The following is a 20523-nucleotide window of genomic DNA, read 5'->3' on the forward strand; positions in this document are numbered from 1 at the left end:
AGCAGCAGTGCCAGCAGCAGCGCGATCAGCGACGCGCGCGGCCACCCTTGCCTGCGGGGCGCTTGCGGCCGCTCCCGGGAATGCCCTGCAGGATATGGAACACCATGCCGCCGGTGCGCGGCGTGGCTTCGGCGAGTCGGGCCTCCACCGCCTGTCCCAGGCTGAAGGTCAGTCGCGTCCTGCGACCGGCCAGCGTCTGCGTGGCCTCGTCCAGATCCCATCTGTCATCCGGCAGTGAGCCGAGCGGCACGATCCCGCTCGCCCCGTTCTCCTCCAGGGTGACAAACAGGCCGAAGCGAGTCACTCCGGAAATGCGCGCATCGAAGGCTTCTCCGATACGTGTTGCCATGAAGGCCGCGAGGTAGCGGTCCACCGCATCGCGTTCGGCCGCCGCGGCGCGGCGTTCGGTGCTGGTGATGTGCTCGGCGGTGTCCGGGAAGCGCGCCGCCTCGCTCTCCTGCAGGCCATCAGTGCCGAGCTTCAGGCCGCGGATCAGCGCGCGGTGCACCAGCAGGTCGGCGTAGCGGCGGATCGGGCTGGTGAAATGCGCGTAGCGCGGCAGCGCCAGGCCGAAATGGCCGAGGTTGTCGGGCGCGTAGGCGGCCTGGGACTGCCCGCGCAGCACCGCTTCGTTCACCAGGCGCGCCTGCGGCGTGTCACGCACCTTGTCCAGCACGCGGGCGAAGTCGCGCGGGTGCAGCCGGTCGGCCTGCGGCAGGGTGATGTCGAAGGTGCCGAGGAACTGCCGCAGACCTTCCAGCTTCTGGTCGGACGGGCGGTCGTGCACGCGGTACATGCAGGGCTGCGAGAGGCGCTCAAGTTCCTCCGCCGCGCAGACATTGGCGGCGACCATGAATTCCTCGATCAGCCGGTGCGAATCGAGCCGCGCCCGGGGCGCGACCTCGGCCACGCGGCCGTGCGCGTCCAGCACCACCTTGCGCTCCGGCACGTCGAGGTCGAGCGTGCCGCGCTTCTCGCGTGCGCCCAGCAGCGCGCGGAAGGCGCCGTAAAGGCGCGCGATGTGGCCCTCGGGTAGCGTGTCGGCCGGCGAGGGGGCGGTTGCCGTGGCGGGGCAGGCGGGCTTCGCGCCCGTGGATGCTCCCGCGGGGCTCGCGCCTTGCGCTTCTGCGGCGTCGCTGGCCTGGCCGGTGCCGCGTGAGGACGCACGCGCGTCCGCCGTCACGGGCGTTGGCGTACCCGCAGGCGCATCGGCCGCCGCCTGCACCTGTTCGTAGGTCAGCCGCGCGACCGAACGCATGATCCCGCGCCCGAACTGATGCGACTGCTTGATGCCCTGCCGGTCGAAGCGCATGTCCACGAACAGGCAGCCGCGATCCTCATCGGGCCGCAGCGAGCACCAGCCATTCGACAGCGCTTCGGGCAGCATGGGCACGACGCGGTCGGGAAAATACACGGAATTGCCGCGCGCCCAGGCCTCGCGGTCCAGCGCCGAGCCCGGCGTGACGTAGTGCGCGACATCGGCGATCGCGACCAGGATGCGCCAGCCGTCGCCGTCCGGTTCGGCGAAGACCGCGTCGTCGAAGTCGCGCGCATCGGCGCCGTCGATGGTGATGAGCGGCACGTCGCGCAGGTCGGTGCGCCCGCGCGCCGCCACGCCGCGCGCGCGTTCGGCCTGCTGCACGGCCTCGGCCGGGAACACGTCCGGGATGCCATGGGCGTGGATGCACACCAGCGAGACCGATCGCGGCTCCCCCATCACGCCGAGCCGTTCGACGATGCGCGCGGGCTTCGCGCCGAAATGCCGGATCGAGGGCAGGGGTTCGGCGAGCACGATCTCGCCGGGCTTCGCGCCCCCCTCCTCGCCGCGCGGAACCTCCCAGATGCCCTTCTGGCGGCGGTCGGTCGGGATGATGCGCCCTTCCTCGAACACGCCCAGGATGCGCGCGGGCGGTGCGCCGGCGATCCGCTTGAAGGTACGCCCTTCGTACTTGCCCGGGCCGATCGGCTTGAGGCGCGCAAGCACCCGTTCGCCCGCCGTCAGCGCGCGCTGCCCGCGCGGTTCGGGGTGCATGTAGATGATGGGCGGGCGGCCCTCGCCCTGCCATTGCAGCGGGCGCGCGACCGGGTCGCCGTCGGGGTCGGTGCCGGTGATCTCGACCGGGGCGATCTCGGGCAGGTTGCCGGGCGCGATGATGGCGCGCTTGCCGGCGGGCGTGGCGCCGCCCTCGGCCGCGAGTTCGCGCATCAGGGCGCGCAGGTCCTGCCGCTGGTCGGGCCATAGGCCGAAGTGGCGTGCGATGTCGGACTTGCCCACGCGGCCGCGCGCCTGGGCGAGGAAGGCGCGCAGTTCGGCCTTGGTCGGCAGCGGCGGCGGTTCGGACGGGCGCGCGGCGGCGCGGCGGCGGGATGCGGCGGCCGGGCGGACGGTGGCGCGTGGTTCGGCGGCGGGCCCGCGCTTGGCGGCGTCGCGCGCACCGGTGATGGGCCGGGGCGGCGCGGCGTCGGCATCGTCGTGTGTGCGGCGGGGCGTGTCGAAGGGGGCGTCGCCGCCGGTCGCATCATCCGCGGCGTTTCGCGATGCGTGGTCATGGGCGCTGTCCGAGGCGGGCCCCCGCGCGTGTCGCGTCGTGCCTTCGTGCGCGCTTCGCGCCTCATCATTCCGCGCGTTTCGCGCGACACCGCGCCGTCCGCCCCGTTGCGCGGCATCCTGCGGATCCTGCGCGCTCCGCGCTGCGGCGTCCTCCGGCGCCGCGCCGCGCCTGGCCGGTCGCGCGGTGCGCGCCGGTGCCGCCTGCGGCGTGTCGGACGCCTCTGCGCGACGGGACCCACGCTTCGCGACGGCGCCGCGCGGTTCGCCAGCGGCCGCGGTGTCGCGCTCGCCCTTCGATGCCGCGGCGATCCGCGCGGCACGGCCACCCGCCACCGCCACACCCTTGCGCGCCCGCGCCTTGTGTCCCTTGGGCGGTGGCCCGCGCCGGACCATCAGCGCGGCGACTTGCCGGCAGGCTTCGGCTTGGCCTTGGCGGCCGGCCTGGCCTTGGCGGTAGCGGGCTTGGCCTTCGCCGCCGCGGCGCGCGCTGGCGCCTTGGCCGGGGCGGCCTTGCGCGGCGCGGCCGTCTTGCCCGGCGCGGCGTCCCCGGATGGCTTGCGCGCGGCGGCCTTGGCCGGCGCCGCCTTGCGCCCGGCCGGCCCGCGCGGCTTCAGCGCCTTGCCCTTCTCGGCCAGCAGCGCCACCGCATCCTCGAGTGTGATGTCCTCCATCGCGACGTCGCGCGGCAGGTTCGCCACCGTCTTGCCGTGCTGGGCATAGGGGCCGAAGCGGCCCTTGCGGACCGTGACCGGGTCCTTGTCCTTCGGATGCGGGCCCAGTTCGCGCACCCGTGCCCGCGCATCGGCCAGCAGCGCCAGCGCGCGGTTCATGCCCACGGCCAGAACGTCGTCGTCCTTGTCGAGCGACTTGAACACCGTGCCCGCCCGGACATAGGGGCCGAAGCGGCCGAGGCCGGCAGTTATCTCGTCCCCGGTCTCGGGGTCGCGGCCGATGATGCGCGGCAGGGATAGCAGGCCGAGCGCCTGGTCCAGCGTGACGGTATCGGGCGCCACGCCATTGGGAAGGCTCGTGCGCTTCGGCTTGGTCGGCTTGCCCTTGGCATCGGTGCCAGGCTCGCCGAGCTGGATGTAGAAGCCATAGGGGCCGCGCTTGAGCGTGACCTTCTCGCCGGTCGCGGGGTCCTCGCCCAGCTCCTGCTCGGCCGGGGCGGCGCCCTCGCCGGTGCCGGAATCGACGCCGAAGGGGCGCGTGTAACGGCATTCCGGGTAGTTCGAGCAGCCGATGAAGGCACCCGTCCGCCCGAGCCGCAGGCCCAACCGCCCATTGCCGCAGGTGGGGCACACGCGCGGATCCGTGCCATCCGCCCGTGCGGGGAACATGTGCGGGCCGAGATCCTCGTCCAGCGCATCGATCACATCGCGGATCTTGAGGTCCCGCGTAGCTTCGACCGCGGCGGAGAATTCGCTCCAGAAGGCGCGCATCACGGCGCGCCAGTCGGTCTGGCCGGCCGAGATCTCGTCCAGCTTCTCCTCCATCGCCGAGGTGAAGCCGGTGTCCACGTACTTGTCGAAGAAGCGCACCAGGAAGGTGGTGACCATCCGCCCGAGGTCCTGGGCGATGAAGCGCCGCTTCTCGAGCGTCACGTATTTCAGATCCTGCAGCCGCTGCAGGATCGACGCGTAGGTCGAGGGCCGCCCGATGCCGAGCTCTTCCAGCCGCTTGACCAGCGACGCCTCGGAATAGCGCGGCGGCGGCTGGGTGAAGTGTTGGCTGGCGGTGACGTCGCCCCGCTTCAGCGCATCGCGTTCCGCCATGGGGGGCAGGATGCGCGTGTCGTCGTCCTCGGTCGGCTCGGCGGTCTTCAAGCCCGCGCGGGCATCGGCGGCGCGGTCGTCCTCGTCCTCGCGGTAGAGCTTCAGGAAGCCGTCGAAGGCCACCACGGAACCCGTCGCGCGGAAGCGCAGCGCTTTATCCGAGCTGTCGATGTCCACCGCCGTCTGGTCCAGTTCGGCCGAGGACATCTGCGACGCCACGGCGCGCTTCCAGACCAGCTCATACAGCCGGGCCTGGGCGCCATCCAGCTCGCGCGCCATCGCTTCGGGCGTGCGCGTCACGTCGGTCGGGCGGATCGCCTCGTGCGCTTCCTGCGCGTTCTTCTGCTTGGATGTGTATTCGCGCGGCGCGGCGGGCATGTAGGGGGCGCCGAAGGCCTCCTTCACATGGTCGCGGATGGCGGCGATCGCCTCGCGCGACATCTGCACGCCGTCAGTGCGCATATAGGTGATGTGCCCGGCCTCATACAGCGCCTGGGCCGTGCGCATCGCCTGCTGCGCGCCCATGCCGAGCTTGCGCGATGCCTCCATCTGCAGCGTGGAGGTCATGAAGGGCGGCGGCGGGTTGCGCCGGGTGCGCTTCTTCTCGACGGACGCGACCGCATAGGTCGCCGCTTCCGCGCGCGCCTTGGCCGCATTCGCCGTGCCCGCATCATGCAGGTCGAACTGGTCGAGGCGCTTCCCGTCCAGATGCGTCAGCCGCGCGTTGAACGGTGCGCCGGCGGGGGTGAAGAACTTCGCCTCCAGCGTCCAGTATTCGCGCGGCTTGAAGGCCTCGATCTCGGCCTCGCGCTCGCACAGCAGGCGCAGCGCGACCGACTGCACCCGGCCCGCGGAGCGCGACCCCGGCAGCTTGCGCCACAGCAGGGGGCTGAGCGTATAGCCCACCAGGTAGTCCAGCGCGCGCCGCGCCAGATACGCATCGATCAGCGGGATATCGAGGTCGCGCGGATGCGCCACCGCATACTGCACCGCGCGCTTGGTGATCTCGTTGAAGGTGATGCGCTGGACATCCTTGCCCTTCAGAGCACCGCGCTGGCCCAGCATGTCCTTCACGTGCCAGGAAATGGCCTCGCCCTCGCGATCCGGGTCGGTGGCGAGCCACAGCCGCTTCGCCCCCTTCAGCGCGGTCGCGATCTTGGCGACCTGCGCCTCGCCGCGCCCATCCTTGCCCCAGACCATGGCGAAGTCCTGGTCGGGCAGGACCGCGCCGTCTTTCTCCTCGAGGTCGCGGACATGGCCGAAGGAGGCAAGCACGGTGAAGTCACGCCCGAGATACTTCTCGATCGTCTTGGCCTTGGCCGGCGATTCCACCACGACGACGTCGGTCATATTGATCCAGGGTCACCCGTTCGTGCTGCGCATGACGCGGTGGCCGGGCAGAAGTTCCACTCGGCCCTCCAGCTCCAGGTCGGTCAGCACGGCCTGGAGTTCGGGAGCCGTCAGGTGGCAGCGTCGCAGCACCTCGTCAACCGATACCGGTGACATTCCAATCAATTCAAGTACTTCGCTCGACCCTTCCGGGGGCGGGCCGAGGGCGTCGGACGGGTCCTCGGCGGTTTCGGCGATCCGGCCAGGGTCGAACAGAGGCCCGGCGCTGGGCTGTTCGGGCAGGTGATCGAGCACATCCTGCGACGTCTCGGTCAGGTGTGCGCCCTGGCGGATCAGGTCGTTCGACCCCCGGCAGCGCGGGTCGAGCGGCGAGCCAGGCACGGCGAAGATCTCTCGCCCCTGTTCCAGCGCCAGGCGCGCCGTGATCAGCGTGCCGGATCGGTGCGCGGCCTCCACCACCACCACGCCCAGCGACAGCCCGGCGACGATCCGGTTGCGCTTGGGAAAATGCCGGTTGGTCGGCGCGGTGCCGAGCGGCGCTTCCGCGACCACGGCGCCACGTGCCGCGATCCGCGCGATCAGCGCGGCGTTCTCGGGCGGATAGGCGATGTCGATCCCGCCCGGCAGGACACCGATGGTCCCGCCCGTGCGCAGCGCGCCCTCATGCGCTGCCGTGTCGATGCCGCGCGCGAGGCCCGAGACGATGGTCAGCCCCTTGGCGGCGAGGCTGTCCGCGAGGTCCGCCGCCACCCGCAGCCCGGCGGCCGAGGCATTGCGCGCGCCGACGATGGCGACGGCGGGAGCGGCGAGCAGCGCGGCATCACCCAGCACCGCGAGCACCGGCGGCGCATCCGGCAGCAGTGCCAGCAGCGGCGGATACAGCGGGTCATCGAGGTACACAAATCGTCCGCCGAGCTTCGCCAGCGCCGCAGCCTCACGCTTCGCCTCGGCGATCGGCGGCGGGACGTAAGGCGTGGTGCGGCCCGCCGAGAGCGCGGGCAGGGCGGCCAACGCGGCGTCGCCGTCCCGGTGGCGCGCGACGAGCTTGCGGAAGGTGAGGGGCCCAATGCCGTCGGTGCGGGCGAGGCGCAGCAGGGAGAGGGTCATGTCGCGGTATGCGCCCGTGACGCGCGCCGCACCTTCGCCAGGCGCCCGTCGATGCTGCCGCGGGCGCCACCCGTGGGCGGACGCCGATCCCCGGGGCCGACGGAATCGTAGGTGTTGGCTTGGGGCCTGGAGATCATCGCGACAATTTATATGAGATAATTCAATCAGAAGGCGAGATCGTCCTGTCACGGATTTCCCTCGCGGAGCGGCATCGCCGTTTGGCGATATGCTCGACGGCTGATCCGCCGCTCAGGACGGTTCGGTGAAACGATGCCGCCTGCCGCTGTCGTCGGTGAGGCTGGGCGTGCTCGCTTCCCCCGAAGCTCGTCGAGGGTGTTTGTCTCCTGTCGTCGCTTTCTTTGTTCTGATTGCACCGGTTCTTTCGCTCTACGCGATCATCGCAAGATGCATTGCCCGGAAACATTGGGCGAAGCTCAGGGGGCGAGGTTTGTTCAACGAATTCTACGCAAGCTATGGAACATACGGGATAGTCCATAATCGTTACCAGTCGGGCGCTTCGTTCCTGAATCATCTGACCGGCAAGCCGGATCGGTCCACGACGGAACGGGACAGCATGCCTTGGACGAAGTACGGATCATCAAGGCTGGCCAAGACGATCTGGGAGATCTCCGCGGCTTTTTGACTGTGCTCGCCTTCGCAGGGTGGTTCGCAGTCCTGATCCTTGATGTCACCTCGCGATGACGTAACCGCATGCCCCGCTGCGCCAGTGGCGCTTCCGCGCCCCCCCCCCCGGGTGCATCGCTCCGATCCTGGGCTACGCTGCCCAGGACTGCTCGGAGGAACGGCATGCTCACCGACCGCTACGACCTGCCCGTCTCCACCGCCTCCAGCGCCGCGCGCGACGCCTACGTCCGCGGCCTCGACCGCTTGCTGATGCTGCATGACGGCGTGCTCGACGCCTTCGACGCGGCGGTGGCCGCCGACCCCGGCTTCGCGCTGGCGCATGCTGCCCGCGCCCAGGTGCTGCTGATGTTCGCCGACGCGCCGGGTGCCCGTGCGGCGCTCGACCAGGCCGAAGCCCTGCTGCCAGGTGCGACGGCGCGCGAGGCGAGCCAGGTCCGCTTCTTCCGCACCATGATGACCGAGCCGGTCGCCACGACGATCGCCGCGCTCGAAGCCCACCTGTCGCAATGGCCGCGCGATGCGATCGTGCTGAACACCACGGCCAATCCGAACGGGCTGCATGGGTCGTCGGGCGAGCGCGGGCAGAAGGCGCGCCTGGCCGCGCTGATGACGACACTCGCACCGCATTACGGCGATGACTGGTGGTTCGGCTCCAGCTACGCCATGGCGCTGAACGAGGACGGTCAGCGCGACGCCGCGCGGCCCCTCATCGCGCGGTCCTACGCACAGCAGCCGGCCAGCGGCTGGATCGCCCATTCCCAGGCGCATCTGTTCTACGAGGATGGCGAACCAGGTGCGGCCCGCGCCTTCCTGGCGGAGTGGCTCAAGACCTACCCGCGCGGCGGCATCCTGCATGGCCACCTGCACTGGCACCAAGCGCTGAGTGCGCTGGCCGAGGGCGACCTGGCGGAGGCGGCGCGGCTGTATCGCGCGGCCTTCTCGCTGGCCGGGCACAGCGGGTTGCCGCGGCAGAAGCTGCAGGATGCGGTGTCCTTCCTCTGGCGCATGGAACTGGCCGGCGCGCCGCGGGATTATGCCGCCTGGCGCGAGATGCATGATTTCGCGGTCAGTCACTTCCCACGCGCCGGCGCGTCCTTCCCTGATTTGCATGTCGTGCTGGCGCAGAGTGTGGCCGGCGACGGCGAAGGGCTCGAGGCGCGAATCCGGCAGATGGAGGAATTGGCGCGGGCCGGGCGCTATCCCTCGGGGTCGGTGATCCCGGCCGCGTCACGCGGCTTCACAGCCTTCGCGCGCGGCGATTTCGACGCGGCGATCGAGGCGCTGGAACCGCTGCTGGCCGAGAGCGAACGTATCGGCGGCAGCCGGGCGCAGACGGATTTGGTGGAGTTCACGCTGCTGAGGGCGTGTGTGGCGGCGGGGCGGGTGGAGGACTTGCGTCGGGTATTGGGAGTGCGGCGGCCGGGGCCGGGGGGGATTCCGGTGGCGGGGGTGCATTGAGCGGAGGAGGTTATGGGGGCGCTGCCCCCAGACCCCCGCCGGGAACTGGGTCCGCCGCTTGGCGAGTCGCGCCGACGGCAGGCAGGCTTCAAATCACGCACGCGATGGCAGCGGCGGCTCCCCGCGCAGCGGCGCCACGGCCTGACGCGTCAACGTTTCCAGCACCGTGAGCATGAGGGACGGAACCTCCCGTCGCTCCACCAGCAGCGCGAAGGCATCGCCGCGCGTCCAGGCCTCGGACGGGACCGTGGAGGACCGCTGCCACCGTGTCGCATAGTTGACCACAATCAGCGATCGGCCCTGCCGAGGCGACGACGCGGGGCCCATCGCGTCGCGAATACTGATGGTGGGCCAGATGTTCAGATCCTGGGCCTGTTCCGCTGGCGGCCGCTGGTTCCAGGCCAGGCGTTCCTCCTGGCTCCATATGCGCGGGAACGGCGTTCGCACGAGACGACCGGATGGATCGACCGAAGCTGGGCTCGGCGGGCCGATCGCCTCGCGCGCCACCTCGTTGCAACGCAGTAGCGCGGCCGTCCCGAAGCTCGGCGGAACGAGGCTGTCCGGTCCGGTCTGTTGGCCGGTGGTGGCGTCGGACGCTTGGCTCCAGACGCGTTCAAAGACCTCGACGACGGGATAAATGCGGATGGCACGCACGTCCCGCAGCATCGCGACTGAGGGCTCCGACCGAACCCAGATCGGCGGGAGCGAGGACGGAACAGCATACTCGGCACACCCGGGGCCGACGGCTACGGCAAGGCCAAGCCCACCGAGAAGTTGACGGCGTCGCATCGCTACAAGTCGCTCCCCGGTTTCAGTGTTACGATGCGCAGAGCGCGCGGTTCCGCCCAGGCGCGCCTCGGACCGCCGCGATCATCTCTCGCCCGACCGCCGCCCCGCAACGATCTCGCGCAGCTTTTTCCTTGTCACCGAACCATGTTCTTACTATGTTCTCATCCGCTCTTTGAAGCCGTCCATCCGCCCGATCATCACCCGCAAGGGGTGCGAACAGACGTGTCCAAAGCTTGCTTCCGCAATGTTTCTGTTACGGGGCAGAGGGGCTGCAAGGATGAGACCGCTACGTCTCAGCGTCGCGATGGTCCGTGCCCGCGTTCACGGAGAGTGTCCGCCAGACCAAGCGCACGCGCATCTCGACCGCCGCGAAAACCATCCCGCGCCGCTGCCCGCCAATTTGTCCGAAAACGCGATGCGGCTCACTTCGCCGCAGCGCTTCGCAGACCACCGCCGGCTCAACCCGATCCTGTTGTCCGAAAACGTACAAAGCTGCCGGCTGCCCTCGGTCAGCAGAAAACCCCCTGCCACCCGCGGCCAGCCATTTGTCCGAAACCGCACCCTACCGCTTCTCCCCGATCCGCGGCTCCGTTCCGGCCAGCAACCGCCGGATATTCCCCTCATGCCGCCAGACCACCAGCACTGCCACCAGCAGCGCCATCAGCGCATGCTCGGCATCCGAGAACACCAGCGCCAGCAGCGGCGACGCCGCCATCGGCACCAGCGTCGCCACCGAGGAAATCCGCACCACCTTCGCCGTCACCAGCCACAACGCCACGCAGCACAGCGCCACCGGCCACATCGCCGCAGCGCATACCCCCAGCGCCGTCGCCCCGCCTTTCCCGCCGCGAAACCCCAGCCACACCGGCAGCGTATGCCCCAGCACCGCCGCCGTGCCCGCGACCAGATCCTGCTCCGGCGCCACCCAGCGCAGCAGCAGCACCGCCACCACGCCTTTCAGCGCATCCAGCAGCAGGGTCGCCACCGCCAGGCCCTTGCGCCCGGTCCGCAGCACATTCGTCGCGCCGATATTCCCCGACCCGATCGCCCGGATATCCCCCAGCCCCGCCCAGCGCGTCAGCAAAAGCCCAAAGGGGATCGACCCGATCAGGTAGGCGCCGACCAGCGCCACCAGGAACCCCATCGACGGGTCGGTGATCATGCCCCAAAGACCCGCCGCCCGGCCTTCCAGGTGCCGAGCACGCGTCCCTCCAGCGCCCGCCCGTCAAACGGCGAGTTCTGCGCCTTCCCTGGCAGCTTCCCGGCCTCGACCATCCAGCCCCGCTCTGCATGGAACAGCACCAGGTCCGCCGGCGCGCCCACCGCCAGCCGCCCCACCGGCAGCCCGAGCAGCGCCGCCGGCCTGCACGTCAGCAGACCCAGGGCGGCCAGCATGGACAGATCCCCCCCATGCACCCGCGCCAGCGTCACGCCGAGCAGCGTCGCCAGACCCGCGCCCCCGGCCTCGGCCTGCGCAAACGGCAGGCGCTTGTCGTCCGCATCGCGCGGCTGGTGGTCCGACGCGATCGCATCGATCGTGCCATCCGCCAGCGCTGCCACCACCGCCTGCCGATCCGCCTCCGTCCGCAACGGCGGCGACAGCTTAGCGTAGGTCCGGTAATCGCCGATCGCCGTCTCGTTCAGGTCGAAATACGGCGGCGCCGTGTCGCAGGTGACGCGCAGGCCCTCGGCCTTGGCGGCGCGCACCACCTCCAGCGCCGCGCCGGTCGACAGATGCGCGAAATGCACATGCCCGCCCGTCAGCCGCGCCAGCGCGATGTCGCGCGCCACCATCATCGCTTCCGCTGCCGGCGGGATGCCCGGCAGGCCAAGCCGCGTCGCCAGCTCCCCCTCCGTCGCCGCGCCGCCGATGGACAAGGACGGCTCCTCCGGGTGCTGCACCACGAACGCCCCGAAGGCCCGCGCATACGACAGCGCGACGCGCATCATCCGTGCCGAGCCGATCGCCTTGGCGCCATCGGTGAAGGCGATCGCCCCGGCCTCGCGCAGCAGCCCGAACTCCGCCAGTTCCTTCCCCGCGCAGCCCGCCGTCGCGGCGCCATAGGGCAGCAACGCCACCGACCCGGTCGCCTCGCCGCGACGGATCATGAAGGAAAGCAGCGCCGGGTCATCCAGCGCCGGGTCGGTATCCGGGAGCACGCAGAGCGTGGTGATCCCCCCCGCCGCCGCGGCCTGCGCGGCGCTCGCGATGCTCTCCCGGTGCTCGGCGCCCGGCTCGCCCAGGTTGGCGCGCAGGTCGACCAGCCCGGGCGCCAGGCACGCGCCGCCGGCATCCAGCGTCTCCGCGCCCTCGGGCGCTGACAGCGCCGGCCCGACATCCACGATAGCCCCACCGCGCACCAACACGGCCCCCGCCGCATCGAGGCCGGAGGCGGGGTCCAGCAGCCGGGCATTCGTGATCAGCAGGTCGAGCATCGCCGCCGTTATAGCCGCCCCCGCGAGTCCCGCCAGCCGCCCCCATGGGGTCGTTCGCGCCGACGCGTGTCGCGCCACGGGGCGGCTGGCCACTGCGCCGGTGCGCCCCGGCTGTCGGTCCGGGCAACCGGCCGTGGCGACGCCGCCGCGCTCGGCGCACATCGCCTCGGGCTGTTATCCACCGCCATTGACTCACTTCGCCCACGCCGTTGCCCTGGCCTCGACCATTGCCCGCGGCCGGACCGCTGCCTTGCCCGAAGGACCCGCCCATGCCGATGCTGAACTCCCCCCAGGGCTACGGCAGCCTGACCAAGGCGCTGCACTGGATCGTCGCCGCCCTGTTCGCCGTGCAGGTCGCCGCCGGCCTGGTGATGACGCGCCTGCCGGACGAATCCGGCACCGCGCGCGATGCCATCTACAACTGGCACAAGACGCTGGGCCTGGTGGCGCTCGCGGTCGCGCTGGTGCGGCTCTGGGCGCGCCGCGCGGGGGAATTGCCCCCTTGGGCGCCCGGGCTGACGGTTCTGGACCAGCGCATTGTCCATCATGCCGAGCGCGGATTGTACCTTGCGATGTTCGTCATGCCGGTCAGCGGCTTCGTCTACGTGATGGCCGGTGGGTATGGCGTGCTGTTCGCGGGCGTTCTGGCGCTGCCTAACCCGCTGCCGCGATGGGCGTGGCTCGCGCTGGCCGGCAAGTGGACGCACATCGCGGGCGCGCTGCTGCTGGCGGCGGCGCTGGCGGCGCATCTGACGGTCGTGCTGCGGCACACGCTGCTGCACAGCCACGGTCTACTCCGGCGGATGCTGCCGGGGCAGTGAGTGCCGGGTCCGTAACCGCGCCACATAGATGATCGCGCGGAGCGCCAGCAATTCCATCGCCCATGCGAGGAACGCCACGAACCAGAACGTGACCTGTATCGGGTGCGGCCACCATGGATCGGCCGCGGACCGCAGCGGGAAGACGATCAGCGCCAAGCCCACCAAGGCCGTGAAGACGGCGGCATGGACCTTGAGGAACGAAAGCGCGCCTGGCCGCTGTACACGCCCGACAAGCAAGGCCGGAATAGCGCTGAGAGCGAGCAGCGCGATGGCGTTCTCCAGCAGGTTGCTCAGCGCTGTCACAACCGCTTCTCGAAATACACGCGCCGGTGGCCTGCCTCGCTGCCGCGATGCGTCTCGATGAAGCCGAGGCGCGGGTACATCGCGACGTTCTCGACCATCTTCTCGTTGGTGAACAGCCGCAGCACCGCATGGCCGCGCCGACGCGCCTCAGCCTCGGTGAAGGCGATGAGGCGCTTGCCCACGCCCTGGCCCTGCGCGGTGGGTGCCACGGCGATGTTGTAGAGCATCAGCGCGTCGGGCTCGTCCTCGAGTACCAGCGCGCCGACCAGCGCGCCGTCCTGCTCCAGCACCCAGGCCTCGCCGGCGGCGATGCGCGCGCCGTAGTCGTCCTGCATCGGCGCGGGTTCGCGGCCCAGACGCGGGATGTAGATGGCATAGGCCGCGCGGACCAGGTCGCGCAGCGCGCCGGCCTCGTCCGCATGGGCAAGCCGCGGCGCGCTCACCGGTTCCGCGGCAGCCGCCGCGCCAGGATGTCGAGCACCGCCATCCGGCACGCGACCCCCATCTCCACCTGCTCGCCGATCACGCTGCGCGTCGGGTGATCGGCGATGGCGCTGTCGATCTCCACCCCGCGGTTCATCGGCCCCGGATGCATCACGATGCTGTCCGGCTTGGCCACCGCCAGCTTCTCGGCATCCAGCCCGTAGAAGCGGAAAAACTCCCGCGCCGAGGGAACGAGCCCGCCGGCCGCCATGCGTTCGCGTTGCAGGCGCAACATCATCACGACGTCCGCGCCGGCGAGCCCCGCCTTCATGTCGGTGAAGACCTCGACCCCAAGCCGCGCCGCATCCGCCGGGATCAGCGTGGGTGGGCCAACGATCCGCACCCGCGCGCCCATCGTGCCCAACAAATGGATGTTCGACCGCGCGACACGCGAATGCGCGATGTCCCCGCAGATCGCCACGATCAGGCCTTCCAGCCGCCCCTTGTGCCGCCGGATGGTCAGCGCATCCAGCAGAGCCTGCGTCGGGTGCTCATGCGTGCCGTCTCCGGCATTGATCACTGCGGCGTCGACCTTCTGGCTCAGCAGGGCCGGGGCGCCCGACTGCGCGTGGCGGATCACCAGCAGGTCGCATTGCATCGCGTTCAGGGTCGATGCCGTATCCAGCAGCGTCTCGCCCTTGTTCACCGACGACGTGCTGACCGACATGTTGATGACGTCCGCGCCCAGCCGCTTGCCGGCGAGTTCGAAGGAGGTGCGCGTGCGCGTGCTGTCCTCGAAGAACAGGTTGATCAGCGTGCGGCCCTTCAGCAGGTCGCGTTGCGTCTTCCCGCTGCGGTTCAACAGCGCATAGGATTCCGCAAGGTCGAGCAGATCCGCGATATGCGGCGGCTCGAGGCCCTCGATGGCCAACAGGTGCTTCGATGGATGCGACACGGCCGGACCCCGGAGACGCTGCGGCCCCCAGCCGCGGCGCCGGTGCAGCGCCGCACGGCCCGGGGCCCGGGGGCCGTCATAAAGCGGCGGGCGGGATTCGGCCAGCGTCAGGCCAGGCGCAGCGCGGCGCGCAGCCGGGCGGCCATGGCGCGCTGGTCGTCGGGGTCGCGGCCCTCGCGGATCATGTGCTCGGCACCATCGGCCGCGACCAGCATGGTGTGCCAGTAGGGGTCGCCCTCATCATCCTTGCCGGCGCGGACCTCGATGGCGGTGATCGCGCCTGGGGGCCAGGTCTCGACCTCGCGCCGCAGCGGCGTGCGGCGCACCAGCGTCGCGGTGCCGTCGGTCGCGACCGACAGGCTGGTGCAGGGCTTCGACATCACATGCCCCGCCACGGTCAGCCCGACGATCCAGAATCCCGCCAGCACGCCCTGCTGCAGCAGCGCCGGCTGGGAGGGGTGCGGCCCGTCGCGCCCCATGATGAAGGTGAACAGCCCCACCATGCCGAGCCACACCGCCATGAAGCCCCAGCCCACGGCGGCCATGCGGTTGCGGATCTCGAAGGCGGGCGCGGCCATGCAAGACTATCGTAGCGCGCCCTGTTCAGTGGCGCGAGACATCCAGCGCCGTCTGCAGCATGTACGCCGCCGCGGCGCGGTCCACCGCCACGGCGCGCTTGGCGCGCGTCAGGTCGGCCTCGCTCACCAGCATCCGGTTCACCGCGGCCGAGGACAGGCGTTCGTCGAACAGCGCGACATCGATGCCCGTCGCGTCGCTGAGCGACCGCGCCCAGTCCTTCGCCGCCTGCGCGGCCGGGCCCATGGAACCGTCCATCGACAGCGGCAGGCCGACCACGATGCCCCCGGCGCCCTCCTTGCGCGCGATCGCGACGATTTCGGCCGCGTTTGCGGCAAGCTTGCCCCGTTTGAGCGCGCCATAGGCGCTGGCGAGCATCAGTGTGACGTCCGACAGCGCCACGCCGATCACCTTCGCCCCGGGATCGAGGCCGATGAGGCGCGCATGGCGGGGCAGGGCGGCGCGCAGGTCCTTCAGGTTGATGATGGCCATGCACGGCCTTATGGTCCGCCCCCCGTTTCCCTGGAAGACCCGGCTATGTCCCTCGATACCGCCACCGTGCGGCGCGTCGCCGCCCTTGCCCGCATCCGCCTGCCCGAGGAGGAGGTCGCCCGTGTGCAGGGCGAGCTCAACGGCATCCTGGGCTGGATCGAGCAATTGCAGGCGGTGGACACGGACGGCGTGAAGCCCATGGCCGGCGGCACGCCCCAGGGCATCGCGGCGATGCCTTTGCGCGACGACGTGGTGACCGATGGCGGCATCGCGGAGAAGGTGCTGGCCAACGCGCCGGACCGCGAGGGCGTGTATTTCGGCGTGCCGAAGGTGGTTGAGTGATGCATCCGACCGACTTCACCCTGGCCGGCGCGATCGTCGCGCTGGACGAAGGTGCCATCAGCGCCGTGGAACTGACGCGCGCGCATGTGGACGCGATGGAGGCGCTGAATCCGCGCCTGAATGCCTTCATCACCACGACGCCCGAAGCGGCGCTCGAGGCCGCGAAGCAGTCCGACGCGAAGCGCGCGCGCGGCGAGGCCGGGCGGCTCGAGGGCATACCCCTCGCCATCAAGGACCTGTTCTGCACCGAGGGCGTGCAGACCACGGCGGGGTCGAAGATCCTGGGCGGCTTCATCCCGCCCTACGAGAGCACGGTGACGTCGCAGTTGAAGCGTGACGGCGCGGTGTTCCTGGGCAAGGCGAACCTCGACGAATTCGCAATGGGGTCGTCGAACCTGACCTCGGCGTATGGGGGTGTCGTGAACCCCTGGTCGCGGCGCAACGACCCGGATGTGCGGCTCGTTCCTGGCGGATCCTCGGGTGGCTCGGCGGCGGCGGTGGCGGCGCGCATGGCGCTGGGCGCGACCGGCACCGACACCGGCGGGTCGATCCGCCAGCCGGCGGCGTTCTGCGGCATTGCGGGCATCAAGCCGACCTATGGGCGGTGTTCGCGATTCGGGATCGTGGCGTTTGCGTCCTCGCTCGACCAGGCGGGGCCATTCGCGCGCACGGTCGAGGATTGCGCGATCCTGCTGCGGTCGATGGCGGGGTTCGATCCGAAGGATTCGACCAGCGCCGACAAGCCGGTGCCGGACTTTTCTCGCGCCTGCACGCGATCGGTGAAGGGGCTGCGGATCGGCGTGCCGAAGGAATACCGCCTGGACGGCACGCCGCCGGAGATCGAGCGGCTGTGGCGACAGGGCCTCGATTGGCTGCGCGAGGCGGGGGCGGAGATCGTCGACATCACGCTGCCGCACACGAAATACGCGCTGCCGACCTACTACATCGTGGCCCCCGCCGAGGCGTCGTCGAACCTCGCGCGCTACGACGGCGTGCGCTTCGGGCTGCGCGTGGCGGAGAAGGATTCCGACCTGCGCGACCTGTACGAGCGCACGCGCGAAGCCGGCTTCGGCCAGGAGGTGCGCCGGCGCATCATGATCGGCACCTATGTGCTGAGTGCCGGCTACTACGATGCGTACTACCTGAAGGCGCAGAAGGTGCGGGCGTTGATCGCGCGCGACTTCACGCAGGCCTTCGGCCAGGTGGATGCCATCCTGACGCCGGCGACGCCGAGCGCTGCCTTCGCCGAGGGCGAGAACTCGGACGATCCGATCAAGATGTACCTGAACGACGTGTTCACGGTGACGGCGAACCTGGCGGGGCTGCCGGGGCTGTCGGTGCCGGCGGGGCTGGACGGGCAGGGGCTGCCGCTCGGGCTGCAGGTGATCGGGCGGCCTTTCGACGAGGAGACGGTGTTCGCGGTCGGCGCGGCGATCGAGCGGGCGGCGGAGTTCAAGGCGCTGCCGGCGATCCGGGCCGGGCTGTGAACGCGATGCTCGATGCCGCGGCGAGCCTGGCGCTGATCCGCCGCGCCGCGGCGGCGCGCCGCTGCGTCAGCTATGGCGCGGTGGCGGACGCGAGCGGCGTGCCGTGGTCGGTGGCGCGCCGGCGGATGGACCCGCATCTGTTCGCGCTGTGCCGGGACGCGACGGCGCGCGGCTGGCCGCTGGTCTCGGCGGTGGTGGTGGATGTGCGATCGGTCGCGCATGGGCGGATGCGCGGGCGGCCGCTGGTCGGCTTCGCGCGCTGTGCCGAGCGCTGCGGGCGCATCGTGGGTGGGGACGCGGCGGCGTTCCTCGCCGAGGAACAGGAACGCGTCTTCGCCTGGGCGAAGCAGGAGGGTGGCGATGTCGTACACCATTGAAGGCAGCACCGGCCCGTGGGAGCTGGTCATCGGTCTGGAAGTCCACGCGCAGGTCGTCAGCAACGCCAAGCTGTTCTCCGGCGCGGCGACCGAGTTCGGCGCGGAGCCGAACAGCCAGGTGTCGTTCGTCGATGCCGGCTTCCCGGGCATGCTGCCGGTGATCAACCGCGAATGCGTGGCGCAGGCCGTGCGCACGGGCCTGGGGCTGAACGCGCAGGTGAACCTGTGGTCGCGCTTCGACCGCAAGAATTACTTCTATGCGGACCTGCCGCAGGGCTACCAGATCAGCCAGTTCGCGCACCCGATCGTGGGCACCGGCGAGGTCGAGATCAGCCTGTCGGACGGCACCACCAAGACCATCGGCATCACGCGCCTGCACCTCGAGCAGGATGCGGGCAAGTCGCTGCACGACCAGCATCCGACGAAGTCCTTCATCGACCTGAACCGGTCGGGTGTGGCGCTGATGGAAATCGTGTCGGAACCCGACATGCGGTCCCCCGAGGAAGCCGGCGCGTATCTGACCAAGCTGCGACAGATCCTGCGCTACCTCGGCACCTGCGACGGCAACATGGAGGAAGGGTCCATGCGCGCCGACGTGAACGTGTCGGTGCGCCGCGCGGGCGAGGGGTTCCGCACGCGCTGCGAGGTGAAGAACGTCAACTCCATCCGCTTCGTGATGCAGGCCGTCGAGGCCGAGGCGCGCCGGCAGATCGACGTCTGGGAATCGGGCGGCGAGGTGAACCAGGAAACCCGGCTGTTCGATACGTCGCGCGGCATCACGCGGTCCATGCGGTCGAAGGAGGACGCGCATGATTACCGCTACTTCCCGGACCCCGACCTGCCGCCGCTGGTGATCGAGCAGTCCTGGGTGGATCAGCTCAAGGCCGCGCTGCCGGAACTGCCGGACCAGCGCCGCGCGCGCTACGTGAACGACTACGGCATCACGCCCTACGACGCGCATGTGCTCACGCTCGAGAAGGAAACCGCCGCCTACTACGAGGCCGTGGCCAAGGGCCGCGACGCCAAGCAGGCGGCGAACTGGGTGATGGGCGACCTGTTCGCCGCGATCAACCGCACCAAGACGTCGATTGCCGAACCGCCGGTCTCGGCGGCGGATCTTGGCGCGCTGCTTGACCTGATGGCGGACAACACGCTGTCGGGGAAGCTGGCGAAGGAAGTCTTCGAGGCGATGGTCGAGACCGGCCGCGCACCCGGCGTGATCGTCGAGGAACGCGGCCTGAAGCAGGTGACCGACACCGGTGCGATCGAGGCGGTCATCGACGGCGTGCTCGCCGCCAATGCCGACAAGGTGGCGGAATACCGCTCGGGCAAGGACAAGCTGTTCGGCTTCTTTGTCGGCCAAACCATGCGGGCCATGCAGGGCAAGGGGAACCCCGCCCTGGTCAACGAGGTGCTGAAGCAGAAGCTTGGCTGACAGCCGCCTTCCCCTGCCGCGCCCTGGCGTGCTTCGCTGACGCCGGGGAGTGCGGGGAAGTACCATGGAGAGTGAGTCGCCGGCGCCCGACCAGCGCCATGCCGAGACGCTGCACCTCGCCGAGCGCGCGGCGGTGCTGATCCTGCTTGCGCTGCTGCTGTACGGCGTGTTCCGGGTGCTCGAACCCTTCGCCATGGCGGTCGCTTTCGGCGCCTTCATTGCCATCGGCACGTGGCCGGCGCGGGATTGGCTGGTACGGCACGGCGTGCGGCCCGGGCTTGCGGCTGCGGCGCTGCTGCTGGTGTTGGTGCTGGCCGTTGCATTACCGCTGCTGCTGATGGCGCCGGGGCTGGCCGAGCAGATCGGCACCATCGCGCTGCGGGCCCGCGGCCTGATCGAGGAACTGCCCGCGACCGCGCCGGCCTGGCTGACCGACCTGCCGGTGGTGGGCGACACCGCCGCGCGCGCCTGGGTGCGGCTGCATGGGTTCCAGGGCAACATCAATGCGCTGGTCGCGCCCTATTCCGGGCAGATCGCTCGGATCCTGGTGGAACTCGGCCAGGCGGCGGCGGGCAGTATCGTGCAGGTGCTGCTGGCGCTGCTGGTGGCGGCGATGTTCTGGACCAGCGGCGACAGCATCGCGGCGCAACTGCGCGACATCGCCGAGCGCCTGGGCGGAAAGACCGGCGTGGCGTCGATCGAGGCCGCCGGCGGGGCGGTGCGCGGCGTGGCCTGGGGTGTGGTCGGCACCGGCATCCTGCAGGCTGTGCTGATGGGGATCGGGCTTGCCATCGCGGGCGTGCCCGGGGCCGCGGTGCTGGGCTTCCTGACAATGGTGTTCTCGATCAGCCAGGTGCTGAGCCCGCTGGTGGTGGTGACCTGGGTTGGCGCGGCCGCCTGGCTGTACACCGAGGGGCAGACCGGCTGGGCGATCTTCATGCTGGTCTGGGGCATCCTGCCGGTGTCGGGCAGCGACAACATCGTGCGGCCGCTGCTGATCCAGCGCGGCAGTGCAATGCCGCTCGGCCTGATCATCCTGGGCGTGTTCGGGGGCTTGATCGCCTTCGGGTTCCTGGGGCTGTTCGTCGGACCGGCGCTGCTGGCGGTGGCGCATGGGTTGCTCCGCGCCTGGCGGAGGGCAGCCTGACCGGCGCGGTGGACGCTGGGGCGCCGGCGTGCGAAGCGGACGCATCATCGCCGT

At 70.5% G+C, this 20523-nt stretch carries 19 protein-coding genes; 8 read left to right on the plus strand and 11 right to left on the minus strand.

What is annotated here, in order from left to right:
* Positions 1-25 precede the first annotated feature (25 nt).
* From MWM08_RS10685 to dprA, 3 genes are read right to left on the minus strand one after another with little or no spacing between them, the layout of a single operon-like run.
* On the minus strand, positions 26-2944 hold the full coding sequence (locus tag MWM08_RS10685; RefSeq protein WP_244459425.1) for an RNB domain-containing ribonuclease: 2919 nt from the start codon (positions 2942-2944) through the stop codon (positions 26-28).
* Positions 2944-5676, minus strand: coding sequence for a type I DNA topoisomerase (gene topA, locus MWM08_RS10690; protein WP_244459426.1), 2733 nt, complete (start codon positions 5674-5676; stop codon positions 2944-2946). Before topA ends, MWM08_RS10685 begins: the two co-directional genes overlap by 1 nt.
* A gap of 12 nt (positions 5677-5688) precedes the next feature.
* Positions 5689-6783 carry a DNA-processing protein DprA gene (gene dprA / locus MWM08_RS10695; RefSeq protein ID WP_244459427.1) on the minus strand — a complete coding sequence of 365 codons (1095 nt, stop codon included), beginning with the start codon at positions 6781-6783 and terminating at the stop codon, positions 5689-5691.
* A gap of 262 nt (positions 6784-7045) precedes the next feature.
* Here dprA and MWM08_RS10700 point away from each other — a divergent pair, with 262 nt between their 5' ends.
* Together MWM08_RS10700 and MWM08_RS10705 are read left to right on the plus strand one after the other, a co-directional pair.
* Entirely contained in the window at positions 7046-7426 is a 381-nt protein-coding gene (locus tag MWM08_RS10700; protein WP_244459428.1) for a hypothetical protein, read from the plus strand.
* Between the two features lie 164 nt (positions 7427-7590).
* The gene (locus MWM08_RS10705; protein ID WP_244459429.1) at positions 7591-8886 is read left to right on the plus strand and encodes a tetratricopeptide repeat protein; all 1296 of its coding nucleotides are present in this window, start codon (positions 7591-7593) and stop codon (positions 8884-8886) included.
* 93 nt (positions 8887-8979) lie between these two features.
* On the opposite strand, the gene MWM08_RS10710 is transcribed toward MWM08_RS10705, so the two are convergent.
* From MWM08_RS10710 to MWM08_RS10720, 3 genes are all read right to left on the minus strand, one after another.
* The gene (locus tag MWM08_RS10710; protein WP_244459430.1) at positions 8980-9552 is read right to left on the minus strand and encodes a hypothetical protein; all 573 of its coding nucleotides are present in this window, start codon (positions 9550-9552) and stop codon (positions 8980-8982) included.
* A gap of 685 nt (positions 9553-10237) precedes the next feature.
* Positions 10238-10837, minus strand: a complete 600-nt coding sequence (gene plsY, locus MWM08_RS10715) for a glycerol-3-phosphate 1-O-acyltransferase PlsY (protein WP_244459431.1) — start codon at positions 10835-10837, stop codon at positions 10238-10240.
* Complete coding sequence (locus MWM08_RS10720; RefSeq protein WP_244459432.1) at positions 10834-12111, minus strand: dihydroorotase; 1278 nt, start codon at positions 12109-12111, stop codon at positions 10834-10836. Before MWM08_RS10720 ends, plsY begins: the two co-directional genes overlap by 4 nt.
* Before the next feature lie 269 nt (positions 12112-12380).
* Between MWM08_RS10720 and MWM08_RS10725 the strand changes: the two genes are divergently transcribed.
* Positions 12381-12932 carry a cytochrome b gene (locus MWM08_RS10725; RefSeq protein ID WP_244459433.1) on the plus strand — a complete coding sequence of 184 codons (552 nt, stop codon included), beginning with the start codon at positions 12381-12383 and terminating at the stop codon, positions 12930-12932.
* On the opposite strand, the gene MWM08_RS10730 is transcribed toward MWM08_RS10725, so the two are convergent.
* The 5 genes from MWM08_RS10730 to ruvX all read right to left on the minus strand — a co-directional run bounded on the left by MWM08_RS10730 (position 12903) and on the right by ruvX (position 15681).
* Complete coding sequence (locus MWM08_RS10730; RefSeq protein WP_244459434.1) at positions 12903-13235, minus strand: hypothetical protein; 333 nt, start codon at positions 13233-13235, stop codon at positions 12903-12905. The genes MWM08_RS10725 and MWM08_RS10730 overlap by 30 nt on opposite strands.
* On the minus strand, positions 13232-13678 hold the full coding sequence (locus tag MWM08_RS10735) for a GNAT family N-acetyltransferase (RefSeq protein ID WP_244459435.1): 447 nt from the start codon (positions 13676-13678) through the stop codon (positions 13232-13234). Before MWM08_RS10735 ends, MWM08_RS10730 begins: the two co-directional genes overlap by 4 nt.
* Complete coding sequence (locus MWM08_RS10740; RefSeq protein ID WP_244459436.1) at positions 13675-14613, minus strand: aspartate carbamoyltransferase catalytic subunit; 939 nt, start codon at positions 14611-14613, stop codon at positions 13675-13677. Before MWM08_RS10740 ends, MWM08_RS10735 begins: the two co-directional genes overlap by 4 nt.
* A gap of 107 nt (positions 14614-14720) precedes the next feature.
* A complete protein-coding gene (locus tag MWM08_RS10745; protein WP_244459437.1) occupies positions 14721-15191 on the minus strand; it encodes a hypothetical protein in 471 nt (156 codons plus the stop codon).
* A 25-nt stretch (positions 15192-15216) separates the two neighbouring features.
* Complete coding sequence (ruvX, locus tag MWM08_RS10750) at positions 15217-15681, minus strand: Holliday junction resolvase RuvX (protein ID WP_244459438.1); 465 nt, start codon at positions 15679-15681, stop codon at positions 15217-15219.
* 45 nt (positions 15682-15726) lie between these two features.
* On the opposite strand from ruvX, the gene gatC reads away from it, so the two are divergent.
* The 5 genes from gatC (at position 15727) to MWM08_RS10775 (ending at position 20469) form a co-directional block, all read left to right on the plus strand.
* On the plus strand, positions 15727-16023 hold the full coding sequence (gene gatC / locus MWM08_RS10755; protein WP_244459439.1) for an Asp-tRNA(Asn)/Glu-tRNA(Gln) amidotransferase subunit GatC: 297 nt from the start codon (positions 15727-15729) through the stop codon (positions 16021-16023).
* Positions 16023-17510: an Asp-tRNA(Asn)/Glu-tRNA(Gln) amidotransferase subunit GatA gene (gatA, locus tag MWM08_RS10760; protein ID WP_244459440.1), complete on the plus strand. Its 1488-nt coding sequence runs from the start codon at positions 16023-16025 to the stop codon at positions 17508-17510. Before gatC ends, gatA begins: the two co-directional genes overlap by 1 nt.
* Positions 17507-17887 carry a hypothetical protein gene (locus MWM08_RS10765; protein ID WP_244459441.1) on the plus strand — a complete coding sequence of 127 codons (381 nt, stop codon included), beginning with the start codon at positions 17507-17509 and terminating at the stop codon, positions 17885-17887. Before gatA ends, MWM08_RS10765 begins: the two co-directional genes overlap by 4 nt.
* Complete coding sequence (gatB, locus tag MWM08_RS10770) at positions 17871-19322, plus strand: Asp-tRNA(Asn)/Glu-tRNA(Gln) amidotransferase subunit GatB (protein WP_244459442.1); 1452 nt, start codon at positions 17871-17873, stop codon at positions 19320-19322. Before MWM08_RS10765 ends, gatB begins: the two co-directional genes overlap by 17 nt.
* 64 nt (positions 19323-19386) lie before the next feature.
* The gene (locus MWM08_RS10775; RefSeq protein ID WP_244459443.1) at positions 19387-20469 is read left to right on the plus strand and encodes an AI-2E family transporter; all 1083 of its coding nucleotides are present in this window, start codon (positions 19387-19389) and stop codon (positions 20467-20469) included.
* Positions 20470-20523: the final 54 nt, after the last annotated feature.

This window comes from Roseomonas fluvialis (assembly GCF_022846615.1).
Taxonomy (GTDB): Bacteria; Pseudomonadota; Alphaproteobacteria; order Acetobacterales; family Acetobacteraceae; genus Neoroseomonas; species Neoroseomonas fluvialis.

What these genes read in the sequence shown, in the direction of transcription:
- MWM08_RS10685 (WP_244459425.1), bottom strand. Translation starts at nt 2,944, where the DNA reads ATGGTCCGGCGCGGGCCACCGCCCAAGGGACACAAGGCGCGGGCGCGC.
- topA (WP_244459426.1), bottom strand. Translation starts at nt 5,676, where the DNA reads ATGACCGACGTCGTCGTGGTGGAATCGCCGGCCAAGGCCAAGACGATC.
- dprA (WP_244459427.1), bottom strand. Translation starts at nt 6,783, where the DNA reads ATGACCCTCTCCCTGCTGCGCCTCGCCCGCACCGACGGCATTGGGCCC.
- MWM08_RS10705 (WP_244459429.1), top strand. Translation starts at nt 7,591, where the DNA reads ATGCTCACCGACCGCTACGACCTGCCCGTCTCCACCGCCTCCAGCGCC.
- MWM08_RS10710 (WP_244459430.1), bottom strand. Translation starts at nt 9,552, where the DNA reads ATGCTGCGGGACGTGCGTGCCATCCGCATTTATCCCGTCGTCGAGGTC.
- plsY (WP_244459431.1), bottom strand. Translation starts at nt 10,837, where the DNA reads ATGATCACCGACCCGTCGATGGGGTTCCTGGTGGCGCTGGTCGGCGCC.
- MWM08_RS10720 (WP_244459432.1), bottom strand. Translation starts at nt 12,111, where the DNA reads ATGCTCGACCTGCTGATCACGAATGCCCGGCTGCTGGACCCCGCCTCC.
- MWM08_RS10725 (WP_244459433.1), top strand. Translation starts at nt 12,381, where the DNA reads ATGCCGATGCTGAACTCCCCCCAGGGCTACGGCAGCCTGACCAAGGCG.
- MWM08_RS10745 (WP_244459437.1), bottom strand. Translation starts at nt 15,191, where the DNA reads ATGGCCGCGCCCGCCTTCGAGATCCGCAACCGCATGGCCGCCGTGGGC.
- ruvX (WP_244459438.1), bottom strand. Translation starts at nt 15,681, where the DNA reads ATGGCCATCATCAACCTGAAGGACCTGCGCGCCGCCCTGCCCCGCCAT.
- gatC (WP_244459439.1), top strand. Translation starts at nt 15,727, where the DNA reads ATGTCCCTCGATACCGCCACCGTGCGGCGCGTCGCCGCCCTTGCCCGC.
- gatA (WP_244459440.1), top strand. Translation starts at nt 16,023, where the DNA reads ATGCATCCGACCGACTTCACCCTGGCCGGCGCGATCGTCGCGCTGGAC.
- gatB (WP_244459442.1), top strand. Translation starts at nt 17,871, where the DNA reads ATGTCGTACACCATTGAAGGCAGCACCGGCCCGTGGGAGCTGGTCATC.
- MWM08_RS10775 (WP_244459443.1), top strand. Translation starts at nt 19,387, where the DNA reads ATGGAGAGTGAGTCGCCGGCGCCCGACCAGCGCCATGCCGAGACGCTG.